Source organism: Legionella lytica, from assembly GCF_044626755.1.
GTDB classification, from domain to species: domain Bacteria; phylum Pseudomonadota; class Gammaproteobacteria; order Legionellales; family Legionellaceae; genus Legionella; species Legionella lytica_A.
Window position 1 is genome coordinate 1,632,517 of record NZ_JBGORX010000001.1, and the last position, 14,875, is coordinate 1,647,391.

Sequence of the window (14,875 nt, forward strand, 5' to 3'; positions counted from 1 at the left end):
GACTACCTAAGCTGAATGAAGCGCTTAAGTAGCCCTACAGAACAATTTATTTTATACTGCGCGCAAGCAAAATAGCGGAACCTATGAGATGGCCTTAGAGAAACAAATCAATCCACATTCAGCGGATACAGCATTAAGTGATGGTCGCTTAAGACAAGCTCAATTAAAAATGCTGGCCATGCTGGAAGTTGTCGATGCGATTTGTCAAAAGCATAGTCTGGATTACTGGCTTGATGCAGGCACTCTTTTAGGGGCGATTCGTCATCAAGGATTTATTCCTTGGGATGATGATATGGACATCGCAATGCCTCGAGCAAGCTATGAAGAGTTTTTACGTATCGCCCCCCAAGAACTTCCCGATCACATCTGGCTACAAACCATCCATACTGATCCAGGCTATTTTAATATGGCAACCCCATTAAAAATTAGAGATCGCTCAAGCCGTTACATTGAAAAACATGAGCAAGGTAATGAGCCCTATGTGCAAGGGATCTTCATCGATGTTTTTGTTTATGACCGTATGCCAGAAGATCAAAAGCAACGGAAACGTTATAAGTTTCTAGCAAAAAAGATCTCTCGTTTTCTAAGTGCTAAATATGGTGCGGTTAGCATTGGCCATCATGCTGGAGTCTATAAAGCGCTAGGAAAGCTTCTGCCTAAAGCCCTATTGGAATCAAGCTTAAATAACATCATTCAAAAGGCAAATAATAGCAATAGCCCTTACTGGGGCCGCGGTTATAACTGTGTAGGAAAAAATTTCTTAAAAAAGGAAGACATTTATCCTTTAAAACGAGCAGTGTTTGAAACGGGAAGTTTTAATATCCCCCATAACGCAGCAGAACTATTAAGCCAACAATTTGGCGACTACCTGACCCTCCCCCCCGAGAATCAGCGAGTCATGCGTCATTGTAAAGAGTTGGTTCCGCATTTAAACTCATCATTGTAACGCTGGTCCACCCTTCGGTAGCGCAGCCTACGGGTAAGCAATTGACAAAGCTTATTCCTTTGATTAACATAATAACAGTCAAATTTTTATCAATGAGGCTCGAACACATCATGAACAAAGTATCTTAAGTACGCCCTAATCCGGGCACGTTAATTAATCGCCCTTTAGAACACTTAAGAGAGTTTGTGATGCATAAGCCAATTCAATTTGAAAGCCTTAGCCTTTCGTTTCCCCACAAAACCTGTTTTGCCGATTTTTCTGGCCAGATTCCCTACGGAAGTCGTATTGCGATCATTGGACGTAATGGCTCAGGAAAATCCAGCTTACTGAAACTATTCGCCAGCCTAGAAACTGCAGTTGAAGGCTCACTACGCCTTCCCCAAGATCTGCTCTGCGGATACATCCCACAAATCGTTGATGTGTTTGACTCCCTAAGCGGAGGACAATGCTTTAATAAATTATTAACGCAAGCTTTAGCTGATATGCCCGAACTGCTACTGCTTGATGAACCAACGAATCACTTAGACAGCCACAATCGACGCTCGTTGATGCGTATGCTCTCTAATTTTTCAGGCAGCTTAATTATGGTTACCCATGACCTGGAATTATTACAAAACACCGTAGATACAATTTGGCATATTGAACACAAGCAAATACAAGTCTTTACCGGATGTTATAACGACTACATGCGAGAGCAAACCCAACGACGAAGTACCTTAGAAAACGAAATAAATCTTATCAACCGAGAAAAAAAGCAAATGCATGCCAATCTAATGAAAGAACAGGCACGTGCTAAAAGCAGTCGCCAAGTTGGTGAAAAACAATTGGAACAAAAAAAATGGCCTACTCTAGTCTCAGGAACCAAAATAAGAAATGCACAAGAAACTGCGGGTCGAAAAAAACAGGTATTAAACCATAAAAGACAAGAGCTCACAGAACGTTTAGCAGAATTGCATGTTGAGGAAATTATTAGCCCCAAGTTTATGTTAAACAGCCAGCCATTCAATCACGCCGTAGTAACAATTAGCGAAGGAAGTGTTGGTTATGCAACCAGCCCTCTCATTCTGCAGAACATTAGCATAGTCATAAAAGGCCAGGATCGCATAGCCATTCAAGGCAATAATGGCTCTGGAAAATCAACCCTAATCAAAGCGCTGTTAACCGCATCCGATATAGAGCGAACTGGAGAGTGGCTGTTACCTCAGGCCAAGGAAATAGGGTATCTGGATCAGCATTATCATAATTTAAGCCCGGAGCACACTGTATGGCAAACCTTGAGTTGTGTGTTACCTAATCGATCCTATACTGAAATCAGGAGGCATCTGAATAATTTCCTGTTTCGTAAAAATGAAGAGGTAGACGCATTAGTCACCACTCTTTCTGGAGGTGAAAAAGCCCGGCTCTCTCTGGCACAGATTGCCGCCATTAGTCCTAAGTTGCTTATTTTAGATGAAATAACCAACAATTTAGATAGAGAAACACGCGCCCACATCATTCAGGTTCTTAACGCCTATCTCGGAGCATTGATCGTTATTTCACATGACTCTGATTTTTTAGCCAAGATTGGTATCACCACAAGCTATGAGATTAGGGACGGATTATTAATATGAATACACACATTTCGCTTTATCAATTTTTTATTAAATTATTAAAACCACATAAATTCTATGTTATTTCATTACTTTTGGTGGCTTCATATTGGGGAATTAATAATACGCTCTCTCCGTATGTACTTAAACTGATTATTGATAAAGTAACCGCCTTTGAGGGAAATAGAGCTGCTGTATTCAATGCCATCCTCCCAGAGGTCATTCTTTATGTGGTCTTATGGATAGTAATTGCCATTGATATGCGCTTAGTAGACTGGATTCGTTTACAGCTATTTCCCAGGCTACGCTATGACATTGTCGATACTATGTATTCCTATTTGAATCGGCATTCGCATCGCTATTTTCAAAATAACTTTGCTGGCAGTCTCTCCAATAAGATTTCCGATATGACTACAGGCACCATTACCATTTTCACCACCATGGATGATGCATTAGCCCAAATCATCGGGGTGCTGATTGCAATTATCAGTATGTTGCTGGTGCATCCTATCTTTGCTCTTATCCTCTTGTTATGGACTATATCCTTCCTCACGATTGCGGCAGTTTACTTTAAGCCCGTTCGTGATATGTCGAATATATTTGCCACTAGCAAAACCACGCTCGTAGGAAAAATAGTGGATAGCATCAGTAATGTCACCAACCTGCGTCTGTTCTCTAGAGCAGGTTATGAAAATAAATTAATCCAAAACGCAACCCAAGACACCGTGGTTACGGACCAAACCATGCAATGGGTTATTCTTAAAATGCGTATCTACTGGGATGTAAGCATCATTATTTTAATTGCTGTCAATCTATACATGCTCGTGGTTATGTACAGTAAAAATCAGGTCTCAGTCGGTGACTTTAGTTTTATCATCTCCCTATCCATCAGTATTTTTTATAACCTCTGGTATCTAGCGAGCCAATTTGTACTCTTTGCAGAGGAGTTAGGTAAATGCCGTCAAGCATTAACCTTAATTACTGAACCTCATGAAATTGCCGATAAGCCTAATGCCAAACCTTTGGTGGTCACGCAAGGGCGTATAGAATTTAAGAATGTAAGTTTTCATTATGATGAATCCGCTCATTTATTTAAAAATAAATCCATCGTGATTGAACCTGGGCAAAAAATTGGTTTAGTTGGATTATCTGGTTCCGGTAAAAGTTCCTTTGTTAATTTAATTCTGCGGTTATTTGATGTGGAGTCGGGACGTATTTTAATCGATGGACAAAATATCAAGGCAATAACCCAAGATTCATTACGCGAACACATCGCCATGATTCCTCAAGACGTCACCTTATTCCATCGCAGCTTAATGGACAATATCCGTTATGGGCGAATTGAAGCTGCTGATGCTGAAGTGATTAGTGCTTCTAAAAAAGCTCATTGTCATGAATTCATTACTCAGCTTTCTGAAGGCTATAACACCTTAGTGGGTGAACGTGGGATAAAACTCTCCGGTGGACAACGACAACGAATTGCTATTGCCAGAGCCATCTTAAAAGATGCTCCGATTCTCATCTTGGATGAAGCAACTTCGGCTTTAGATTCAATTACAGAAAAATTAATCCAGGATGGTTTGCATTGGGTAATGCAAGAACGAACAACCATTGTTATTGCACATCGCCTATCAACCTTATCCGAAATGGACCGAATTTTGGTTTTTGAAAAAGGACGCATTATTGAAGATGGTTCTCATCAAGAATTGATTCAGAAACCAAGCTATTACTGCCGCATGTGGGAAATGCAGGCAGGCGGCTTTTTACCAGAGAAGTTATAAACATACCCTCTACTCCCTTTCATCCTGAAGAGTTTAGTGCCCTCTTCAGGAACTGCGTATACAGTTCGAGATACGCATTCAGGTCGAAGCCACTCAAGAACTGTTCAAAACAAAACCACACCAAGATATTTCTTGTGAATTAATCATTTTTTTATTAATAAACAAGGTGGCTAATTCTAAAACACCTCATCTATACTCAAAATGTGAGCCATCACAATGTTATCCGCCAAGGATGCGATATAGGGCTACAGAAAAAGGAGTTTGTTATGAAATTTAATTACTTAATTGCCGCGCTTGTTTTGGTGCCGCTTTTCGCATTTAGCCAGCCGAATGATAACCCCCAACTCATGTCATTAACCCAAACCTCAGAAAAAGATACCCAAACGATGAGTTATTCTAATGAGTCGGCAGCCCCGAGTCAGCTGAAGTTACTCACTCGTAGCATCGATTACCCCACCCAGATTATTCGTATGGACAGTGAGATAAAAGACCAGAAAATAACCTGTAAAGAGGTTCATAACAAAATCAATAAACTCTTGGTTAACAATATAGCTAATGAGCACTTTATCCATGCTATTTACATAAGCTGTCATTATGACCCGCAAACATTTCTCGCCACCCAATTCATCATTAATAGTTATTTTGATCCCGTGAGTGATGAAGCGATAAGCTATTTAGAAAACTACCTCAATGAATATAATGGCTCAAACCTATTTGGCAACCAATTCACGATTGAACCAGCTAAGGGGCTGATTATTTCTTTAAGCTTTGCAGCAGGAATGAAAAAAAATCCCATCAAGCCCCCCTTTACTGAATACCGACGCGATCGCAGCAATTTCTATTTCAAAAGCAATTATGAAATGAAAAATAAATTATTTACCGATGTGTATGAAAACTTTTACTCAAATAATGCGGATAAAGTTCTTCCCTTCCTCGATAGATGGTTATTTGCTAATGCAGGTTCTTTATACAGGGGTATATTAAGAGACTCCAACTATGCTGAATTGCAACCTGAGCGTGTTTTTCTTATGGACAATGGCGAAACTATATTTGTTTCTGGGTTAAAACAATACTTTACGAACCACTGTGAAAAATATGATAACCATCGATGCTTGCAACCCAATCCCAGACCGTGAGCCGATAATTCTTAGCCATTAGGTGAAGGAAAAACTGGATTGCGGCGTAGACTCCCCCATTCCCACCGCCTACAGTAAAGTCGGTGGTGGCCATGAAAATGAAACGTTCAAGAAGAACATTGAGAATACACACTGGATGTTCATTGGCAAAGGTTATATGATACTGTTTTTCGTTCACTTTTTTTCTTAATAATGGGAAAAATAAGCACCATTTGTTCTATTAAAGAACCAACTTCTATAATTGATGAGAAGCACAAACAGTTTTATACTGATGTGGCCCTCGGATTTATGGAATTGAATGCGTTAATAGAAAAATATAATGGTGAAGAAAATTTTCATAATAAGCGCTTATTTCTCTATCAAATCTACCAAATGCAAAAAGAATTAAGTAGTCGATTCCCGCAGCAAATCATCGCGTCTTGCCCTGAATATCAGCAAAAAATTCATCATAAGTTATTTAAAGAAATTAAAGAAGAGTTTCTTTATTTGGACATTAGCTCCTTACAAGAACAAGCGTTAGAGTCTCAGCTCGCTGCAAAACAGCTCCCTATCGACCCCACATCATTGCCTGAGCTTATAGCCAATATGCCTCCCGAAAAAGTAGATAGCTTGTTAAAAATTCTATTTGAAGGTGCAGGTTTCAATCGGCTCGAACTTATTCAGTTATATTCGTCCCAGGAGGATGGATATAAAGAGTTTCAAGTATTTTTACACACCCACACCATAATGAGTTTAGGTGGCAGGAACTCTCATAACTTTAAAATAACCAATACGTATACTGGACACAACTTAGTTCTCAAAATAGATTTTCGTGAAAAATATCCTCGCCATGCAGACATCCATTTAAGAAAGCGTTCATTAGAAAATGTATGCACTCCCATATGGGCTGAGCGTGATGCAAGCTTTCTTAATCAGAAAGGCCAATGCATTACTCGTACGCTTCTGGTTACCGATTATTGTCAAGGTTCTGATTTGGAAAGCTACGCCCAGTTTTCACGCCCCCTTAGTGAGCTAATCACTTTGGCGTTAAATATTTATCTCCAAATGGCAAGCCTCTTAAGAAATATTGTTCTCGATGGCTGCGCCTTCACCGATATGAAAAATTCTAATTGGCTGCTCAATAATGGGGTATTAAAACTAGCGGATACCAAATCATTTTTATTTATTGATGAATCAGGCCTCCTCAATATGAGCATCCCGGAAAATTATTGGTTTTATGGCGTCACCGGAACAATAGATCTAATCCCACCTGAATTAAATTGTCGCCTGCCTCCTCCAAGCTCTGCTGATAAAGCACACACGTTCATGCTGGGGAAGAATCTCTATCAATTTTTAACCAAAGTTCCGGATCTAGACGATGTCATCGGAGAAAAAACCGATTTCTCTGCTCCCATCTTTCTCACACCATCAGGGGTTTTATTAAAAGAACTTATAATAAAATTAACCCAGGAAGACAGCAAACTCCGCCCATCAATGAGTGAAGTAATTAGTGAACTAACCAAAATAAAATTGGTGCAAGCTTATATTACTCAATTTAGACAGTATAAGCGGGGTTTCAATGATCTAGAGATTGAGAAAGCTATTCTTGGTACCGGTGAATATCTTGCCAAAATAACAAACGACACTGAGCTCCCTCTTTTAGAACACAAACTAAATGCAATAAAAGACACTATTTACGAAAATATGCAAATTGGCGAGCTTAAAAAGGCTTGTGCTTCCCTATTAAAAGAAATAAAAAAATTCCGATTTGGGAGCGTGGATTTAGAAATGGCGCAATTTAGAGCAAAGAATCTGCTCCAAATTGACAATGCCCAAACAAAAGAAGAACTTAAGCAGATAAAATCAGAATTAGAAAAACTGGTAAAGCAAATGGCTAAGCATCCGGTAATTAAAGAGATGCATGATATTATCGCTAAATTTCGTAATGAACACCGTTTCTATACAATAGGTATGAATGCAAAGGCCCAACGAATTGAAGATGCTATGGCTAAAGTTCCCCTTTTAGAACGATTTAATATTGCGCAGCAAAAATCGGCCCTAGGCAACATGGTACTGCGCGAATTAGCTTCTCATCGTCATCCATTCAGAGAAAATCCGGTAAATAAATCCGGGGAGTTTAATACCAACCAGGCAGCCCGAACCTACCGTTTGTTTACTGAAAAATTTCCTCTATCTGCACCGGAAGAGATGCCTCCATCGGTGCAAACAATAGGTTGCTGTAGATGTTAAGTTTAGCAAGATTCAGCAACATAGTAAGCGTTCAGACCAGGGCGTCAGAGTAGACTGGGCTGTTAAGCCCAGCCTATGCATATTAGCCTAATTCTGCGGCAAAAGAAGAACGGCGTTTGGGTTGCTTTTCCATTTGCTCCTCCGCCAAAGCCTTATCATTAACGATTTTCGTGACACAGGCATCAGACCAAACATTCAGCGCCGTTTCCAACATATCAATTAAGCCATAGAAAGGTAAAATGATGCCCATTAACTCAAAAGGAACGTTCATACTGGACAACAAGCTAACGCTGAGGAAAAAACATCCCATAGGAACACCCGCATTACCAATTGCCGCAACAGTAGCAACCACCACCCAGAGTGCCATCGTGCCATAAGTAATCGGCATACCATGATTTTGCATCAAGTAAATTACCGTAGCAAAAATAAAGGCCGCACAACCATTCATATTGATGCTCGTGCATAAAGGGAGAACGAAACGACTCACACCTGGCTTTACCTCGAGATTATTTTCTATGGTGTTCATCGTCACAGGTAAAGTTCCTACTGAAGACTTAGAAAAGAAGGCTACAGATAAAGCAGGTAACATTGCGCGCATTGCCGCAAAAGGCTTAATTTTATTTTTCTTAAGCCACAAAGGAAGAACGACAAAACCTTGAATCAGGTTTGCCAAAACAATGATTAATAAATATTGCCAAATTCCCTTAAGTTCCTTACCTGACTGCAGCTGAACTACCGTAGAGGTGATAAATCCAAATAAACCGATGGGAATAATCGCAATAATCCAGCGAGTCATGACTAAAAACATCCCGTGAGCGCCACGGAAAAACGAGGTCAGCGTCTCACGCGCACCGTCTTCAGGAATTTGACGAACCGCAATGCCTATAATAATGCTCAAAAATAAAACACCCATCACCTGTTGCTCAAGAAATGGAGCTAATAAGTTCGTAGGGATAATATTTGCCAAATGCCCAAAATAACCCAAACTATTCGCTGATTGAGTGAGGTGTTGCGCATTGATATTTACCTGTACGGAACTCGGTTGAATTAAGATATACAAAAGGCAACTAATCGTTGCGGCAATAATAGTCGTTGAAAAGGTATATTTAATCGTGCGTTGCCAAATCTTTTTCATTAATCCATCAGTTGTATAATTCGCTAAGGTCACAATAATGGATAATGAAATAATCGGTAAGCTAATGCACTTAAAAAGTTTAATAAATAAATCAGAAACCAGTAACCCTATATCCTTTAAAAAAGCGATACCCGACATTCCACTTAGAATTCCCAAGCCAATCATCAATGCATAGATAATTGGGGTACTTAAGATGAAGTTTTTCTTTTGATGATGTGCTGCACACATAGTAAATCCTTAAAATAAACAGGTAAAAACGGAGAACTAAGAATGATTAACAGCAGCAACAACAGGAAAGGAACTTAGTGTTTAAGTTTATAGAATGAGAATTAATGTATGGGATGTGTAAATGCATATAAACCTTTAGTATCTGATTAAAATATGTACAACAAGTGCTCATTCTAACATATTTGGCGTCAACGTCAAGAGAATTTAATGCGGATCATCAATATATTAGACACTGTTTCAGACGAATAATCCGTCGATAAGCATCCTCGATGCGTTGGAGATGAATTTTTTGCGATAACACTAACTGTTCAATTCGCTCAATGACCTCTGGTGCTGTGATTGTACCCCATTGATTGGAAAAAATAATCATATCTGAGCCTGCATTAATAGTGAGCTGCAAAGCTTCATTCATCGAATAGTGATCCGTAATTGCTTGCATTTGTAGGTCATCGCTAATAATGACGCCATCGTAACCCATTTCTTTACGCAGTAAATCAGTCAACATGGCATGAGATAAAGTAGCAGGGAATCCTTGCGGATCCAAATTTCTATTGATGACATGGGCCGTCATAATCATGGTTGGCTGATCCACATCCCTAACTAGTTCATAATAAGGGGCTAACTCGGCATCTGAAAAGGTCTCGGTTACGTCAACAAAGCCCTCATGAGAATCACCTACAGCACTGCCATGGCCAGGAAAATGTTTATAACAGGTAGCAATACCATAACGGCGAAATACGCGCACAAACTGACGAGCAAGACGCGTTACAACCTCAGGATTATCTGAAAAACTACGTTGCATCGCGCCAATAATACCTCGTGCGTCATGCATGTGTAAATCAACTACTGGAGCGAAATCGAGGTTAAAGCCCAAAGCGCTGATAGTTTCTGCCATTTGGCTAAGCTCTGCATGCAAAGCATCCTCACTTAAATGAGCCATGCTTAAAGCAGACATGGTAGGCATAGAATCTTCGACATGAGTTAATTGATCAATTGCCCCACCCTCGTAATCAATTGCCGTAAATAGAGGCACCTGATGATTATCTTCATCAGAGTATTGTGCCGCATAATGATTCAGCTGATGAATTAATTGCTTTATTTGCTGCGGGTCCTTTAAATTCTTGCCATAATCCCCGCTAGCTACATCGCGATCAAATAATATAACGCCGCCTAAGCCATCCTGTGATAACCATTCGGCAACAGGACTGCGATCGTGAATTTCACTGCCGGCAAATCCCATAATCAACATTTGACCAATTTTACTTCTCAAGGTAATCAATTTTTTGCCTCCTCATAATAATAAGGGTCATTCCTGCCGTTACAGAAATGACCAATCCTTAATAACTTATGGCATGTCCCTTTCCCAACACAGGAAAAGGAGTTTGGAGATTATAATTGTTTTGGCGGAATAACAGGGATATTGGAAAAATCGCATTGGCAATTATTTGTTGCTTCAGGAGGTAATGGCACTGCAGCAAAGTCAGACGGGTAACATACGGAAACATTCCATGCTGAGTCTCCAGGTTTTACCTCATTAGGCAAAGACCAATAATTTTTCGCTGAATAAACCTTCCCTTTTTCACTTTCCCAAAAATAAGGGGAATAGCGGGCACGATACATCAACTTCTGTCCATTGGTTTCACAGGGGAAAGTAACGCGTCCCCAAGCTTGACCAGCAGGTACCGTAATAGTAGTTAACTCCTTCGCACTTATCGCATCCAGCACTTCAACCGTCACATCATATTTCAGCCAACAATTATCTTTTGCCAACGTATAATAGCAGGTAATGGCCCACAACGGACTTGCGAATAAATACGTCAATGACAAAATAAGAAGTCGCATGAACATAATTTAATTCCTTTAAAACCATTGATCATTTTCATTTTAGTATACACGATATCCAAATATAAACATTCAATGCAATAAAAACATGCATTCTGAGTGGATAAGGGTTGATTTTATTAGCTGACCTGTATAAGCTTGCCGCATTGGAGAGATGGCCGAGCGGTCGAAGGCGCACGCCTGGAAAGTGTGTATACGGAAACGTATCGAGGGTTCGAATCCCTCTCTCTCCGCCAAAACCAGGGTCACTGCCCCTATTCCCAGCAGATATAAACTAATGCATTTAGGGATAAAACAATGAAGAGATGCTTTGCACAACTATCTACTGCAGTAGGAATTTTGTTCTCATTCGCTACTCATGCAGTAAGCTACATACCGACACTCACGTCTCAGGACCAGCCATGGTCAATTACGGCTAGTGTTGGCAGTGCGAATTACCAAGTTGTTGCGAATGATAAAAACTCTGCTTTAGGCAGACTAGCTCTTGGCAACGAATTGCTGCTTGCCGGCGATATCGCCTTAGGCCTCGAATTAGGGCTGCAAACAGGTAATAAAATCTGCCTCACTATTCCTAAAAAATCACTAAGCCTTCTCCGCTGGACTCCAGTGCATACGACTTTATCTCCAGTTCTCGATCTGTTAATTACAACAAAAACCGATCCGTTGTTTAACAGTGCCTTTTTCGCACAGGTAAAAGGTGGTATTGCTTACCGGCATTGGAAAATTAATCGTATTCCGGTTAATGAAATCTCTCAACTGGCTGGCGAAGTACAAGCAGGCTTTGGTTACCCCATTACTGCCTTAGCCAGTTTGAGCTTGTTGTACCAAGGGATCTACGGAAATAAACCCAATTATCAGTTAGACCCATATTCTAAAAGAACGAATTTAGCTAATATCCCTACTCTGCATTCCGTCTTAGTAGGACTTTCCGTTAATTTGTAATCAGTTCATCACGTCATTGTGTTCCTCATGGTTCACAATGACGGAAATATTAAAGCACATGCCCATAAATAATGCCCCTTATTCCCCGTTTTCTCAGCATAAAAGTCTATAATTTTAATATGTGGTACATTTTTGACCAAACGGGTGTCATCATGAAAGAAAATCATTTTGCCTATAAAGTAACTCGTGGCTCTTGTGGCTTTCTTTATCCTCATTTCGAGCTACAAAAAGAAAAGATGGTAGATTTACTTTCTGAAATAGAAAAACAACACTACGATGGATTGTTTTGGGTATTTAAACAATTTAATAATAATCCCCAAGAACAATTATGCATTGTCGATTGTACGAATAACCGCATCTATTATCATTTTTCAGGTGAGGTTGAAAACTTGCAAGAAACGATAATGCGCTTAAAACATTAAGCGATCGATGTTACCTTTCGCCGTAATGTGCGCGTATGCTGTTGCGCAAAAATCTTTTAACCATAGTCCGAACTGAACATACAATAAACTATTAGCTTGTTTTTACCCCACAAGTGAACACAACTCAATAATTGATCAAAAATAAACCACTCTAACCCTAGACAAATGGTAGCTTTTTAGTCACCATGCAGTCCAAACATAAATCAAGACAGGTGAGTTCGCATGCATTTTAAAAAATATATAAGCTTCATTTTAGGCTTCATCGCATTAGCATTCATATCTAACGCCTATGCAAATGTCCAACCTCAAGTCGTAGAAAGTGAAACCGCCATCCAAAATGCGGTGTTAGTTCATATTAATGCCTATCGCAAACAACATGGTTTATCCCCATTGAAAATGGATAACGACATGGTACGAGAAGCCAGACAGCATTCTCTCGATATGGCTACGCATAGAATGCCCTTTGGCCATCAAGATTTCGCCAAGCGCATTACTCGCCTGCACAAACAACTTAAAAACACCGGCGCCGGCGCAGAAAATGTTGCTTATAATTACAAAAACGCCCAGATCGTAGTACAACAATGGGTACGAAGTTCAGGCCATAAAAGAAATATCGTCGGAAATTATGATCTAACCGGTATTGGCGTGATTCGCGACAAACAAGGTAAACTGTATTACACGCAACTATTCCTTCGTACCAGTAAAGGAAACACTCCTAAACCTACTCATGCAACCCGCAGACCACCTTTCGGTGTTTCCTTTGGCGGGATTTCATTCCGAAGGAGTGCGTAGCTCAATAAAAGCCCTTACATAATCTTTGCAATAAAAAGCGTAAATTTATTGGCATTCCCGCAGAGACTGACCTATGATTGAAGCATAGACGGTACACATTGTTCAGCCAACAGCACGATATTGGGAGCCAGATTGAGAGTATGGTGCGCATGCTTAGAACGTGTAAGAAGCCTAAAATACTCCGGAGGAGTCCACCTTAGTGAATAAGGACTGTACTCAATCTTACTGTCTATACCAATTCGAATAAAGGGCGTAGTGATACGCCCTTTCTTTATTTGGGACACTGGCTAAACTGATTAAATTACAATAAGATAAAAACTTAATTTAGGTAAAGGATTTGCCATGATTATCGCAGCCCTATTGGAAAAAGGACACGAAACACGAGTAGCGATTACGCCTAACTCAGCAAAGCACTATATCAAATCAGGATTTGAAGTAGTCATTGAAGCAAATGCAGGCCAATCTTCTGGTTTTGCAGATAAAGACTACGAACAGGTCGGTGTACAAATCGGCAAAGACCGAAAATCAATCTTGGGAAAAACCAACGTTCTTCTGTGTATTAATGAACCCAAGCCCAAAGATTTAGCAGGCTTACCCGCAGGAGCCCTAATCATTGGTCATATTGATAATGAACCCCAGGCAGAACTCCTCACCTGGTGTTTACAAAACAAAGTTAGCTTATTATCAATGAATTTAATTCCACGGATTAGCCGAGCTCAAAGCATGGATAGTCTATCGTCCCAGGCGAATCTGGCAGGATATCGGGCAGTTTTAGAAGCTACCAACCAATTTCAGCGTGCCATTCCAATGATGATGACCGCAGCTGGAATGATTCAACCCGCTAAAGTACTCATTCTCGGGGCAGGGGTTGCCGGATTACAAGCGATTGCTACAGCCAAACGTCTAGGTGCCGTAGTGTATGCCTTTGACGTACGACGCGCCGCTAAGGAACAGGTTGAAAGTCTTGGTGCAGAATTCGTAGAGGTCAGTCAAGAACAAGACAGCGAAACCAAAGGTGGTTATGCGTCGGAAACCAGCGATGAATATAAAAAGCAGCAAGCAGAACTTATTGATCAATACGCAAAAATGGCTGACATTGTAATTTCTACAGCCTTAATCCCTGGCAGAAAAGCCCCGATTCTCGTGCACAAAGAGACGGTAGAGGGAATGAAACCCGGTTCCATAATTGTTGATTTAGCTACAGCTCGAGGCGGAAATTGTGAGCTTAGCGTAATGGATGAAACCATTAAACACGGAAACATTACTATTGTGGGTATTAGTAATATGGCAGGACTTGTACCTGCAACAGCCAGTGAGCTCTATGCGAATAACCTGGTTCATCTCATGAATTTATTAACAGATAAATCCGCTGAAGTACAATTTAAACCAGAAGATGAGATCATTCAGCAAGCGCTGCTTTGTCATGAAGGCCAATATTTACCGTTCCAGGCAACTAAGGAGACACACAATGCATGAGAACTACGTTACCGTACTCACCATTTTCGTTCTGGCATGCTTTGTAGGATATTACGTCGTATGGAAAGTAACTCCTGCCTTACATACACCATTAATGTCCGTTACTAATGCGATTTCCAGTATTATCATTTTAGGCGCCCTTATCGCTGCAGGAAGTCAATTTATAGGCCAAATAACGTGGATTGGTGGTTTTGCTATATTCATTACCTCAATTAATATTTTTGGTGGCTTCGTGGTTACCCAACGCATGTTAAGCATGTATAAAAAATAGGTAGTACGTCCCCCAATACCTACGTCTCTCTGTACGTAGGTATTGGGAGTGACCTTTTATAAAAATAAAAATAAAGGATGGATTCT

Annotated in this window: 13 protein-coding genes and 1 tRNA gene; 11 read left to right on the forward strand and 3 right to left on the reverse strand. The window is 40.2% G+C overall.

Annotated features, from left to right (window positions below; genetic code table 11):
* Positions 1–88 precede the first annotated feature (88 nt).
* The 5 genes from ACD661_RS06860 to ACD661_RS06880 all read left to right on the forward strand — a co-directional run bounded on the left by ACD661_RS06860 (position 89) and on the right by ACD661_RS06880 (position 7,681).
* Positions 89–946, forward strand: a complete 858-nt coding sequence (locus ACD661_RS06860; protein WP_400187084.1) for a LicD family protein — start codon at positions 89–91, stop codon at positions 944–946.
* Positions 947–1,134: 188 nt separating this feature from the next.
* Complete coding sequence (locus ACD661_RS06865; RefSeq protein ID WP_400187085.1) at positions 1,135–2,556, forward strand: ATP-binding cassette domain-containing protein; 1,422 nt, start codon at positions 1,135–1,137, stop codon at positions 2,554–2,556.
* The gene (locus ACD661_RS06870) at positions 2,553–4,316 is read left to right on the forward strand and encodes an ABC transporter ATP-binding protein (protein WP_400187086.1); all 1,764 of its coding nucleotides are present in this window, start codon (positions 2,553–2,555) and stop codon (positions 4,314–4,316) included. The genes ACD661_RS06865 and ACD661_RS06870 overlap by 4 nt, the downstream gene beginning before the upstream one ends.
* 266 nt (positions 4,317–4,582) lie before the next feature.
* Positions 4,583–5,452 (forward strand): Lpg0189 family type II secretion system effector, encoded by an 870-nt coding sequence (locus tag ACD661_RS06875; protein ID WP_400187087.1) that lies wholly within the window; start codon positions 4,583–4,585, stop codon positions 5,450–5,452.
* Positions 5,453–5,644: 192 nt separating this feature from the next.
* The gene (locus tag ACD661_RS06880) at positions 5,645–7,681 is read left to right on the forward strand and encodes a protein kinase family protein (RefSeq protein WP_400187088.1); all 2,037 of its coding nucleotides are present in this window, start codon (positions 5,645–5,647) and stop codon (positions 7,679–7,681) included.
* 82 nt (positions 7,682–7,763) lie between these two features.
* Here the strand turns inward: ACD661_RS06880 and ACD661_RS06885 are convergent, their stop codons facing one another.
* The 3 genes from ACD661_RS06885 to ACD661_RS06895 form a co-directional block, all read right to left on the reverse strand.
* Entirely contained in the window at positions 7,764–9,044 is a 1,281-nt protein-coding gene (locus ACD661_RS06885; RefSeq protein ID WP_400187089.1) for a dicarboxylate/amino acid:cation symporter, read from the reverse strand.
* Between the two features lie 217 nt (positions 9,045–9,261).
* Positions 9,262–10,323 carry a glycoside hydrolase family 3 N-terminal domain-containing protein gene (locus tag ACD661_RS06890; RefSeq protein ID WP_400187090.1) on the reverse strand — a complete coding sequence of 354 codons (1,062 nt, stop codon included), beginning with the start codon at positions 10,321–10,323 and terminating at the stop codon, positions 9,262–9,264.
* Between the two features lie 110 nt (positions 10,324–10,433).
* On the reverse strand, positions 10,434–10,892 hold the full coding sequence (locus ACD661_RS06895) for a hypothetical protein (protein WP_400187091.1): 459 nt from the start codon (positions 10,890–10,892) through the stop codon (positions 10,434–10,436).
* Positions 10,893–11,034: 142 nt separating this feature from the next.
* Between ACD661_RS06895 and ACD661_RS06900 the strand changes: the two genes are divergently transcribed.
* From ACD661_RS06900 to ACD661_RS06925, 6 genes are all read left to right on the forward strand, one after another.
* A tRNA-Ser gene (locus tag ACD661_RS06900) sits at positions 11,035–11,122 on the forward strand.
* A 61-nt stretch (positions 11,123–11,183) separates the two neighbouring features.
* Entirely contained in the window at positions 11,184–11,828 is a 645-nt protein-coding gene (locus ACD661_RS06905) for a hypothetical protein (protein WP_400187092.1), read from the forward strand.
* Positions 11,829–11,980: 152 nt separating this feature from the next.
* The gene (locus ACD661_RS06910) at positions 11,981–12,250 is read left to right on the forward strand and encodes a hypothetical protein (RefSeq protein ID WP_400187093.1); all 270 of its coding nucleotides are present in this window, start codon (positions 11,981–11,983) and stop codon (positions 12,248–12,250) included.
* 222 nt (positions 12,251–12,472) lie between these two features.
* Complete coding sequence (locus ACD661_RS06915; RefSeq protein WP_400187094.1) at positions 12,473–13,042, forward strand: CAP domain-containing protein; 570 nt, start codon at positions 12,473–12,475, stop codon at positions 13,040–13,042.
* 342 nt (positions 13,043–13,384) lie between these two features.
* The gene (locus ACD661_RS06920) at positions 13,385–14,518 is read left to right on the forward strand and encodes a Re/Si-specific NAD(P)(+) transhydrogenase subunit alpha (RefSeq protein ID WP_400187095.1); all 1,134 of its coding nucleotides are present in this window, start codon (positions 13,385–13,387) and stop codon (positions 14,516–14,518) included.
* Entirely contained in the window at positions 14,511–14,789 is a 279-nt protein-coding gene (locus ACD661_RS06925; RefSeq protein WP_400187096.1) for a proton-translocating transhydrogenase family protein, read from the forward strand. The genes ACD661_RS06920 and ACD661_RS06925 overlap by 8 nt, the downstream gene beginning before the upstream one ends.
* Positions 14,790–14,875 lie beyond the last annotated feature (86 nt).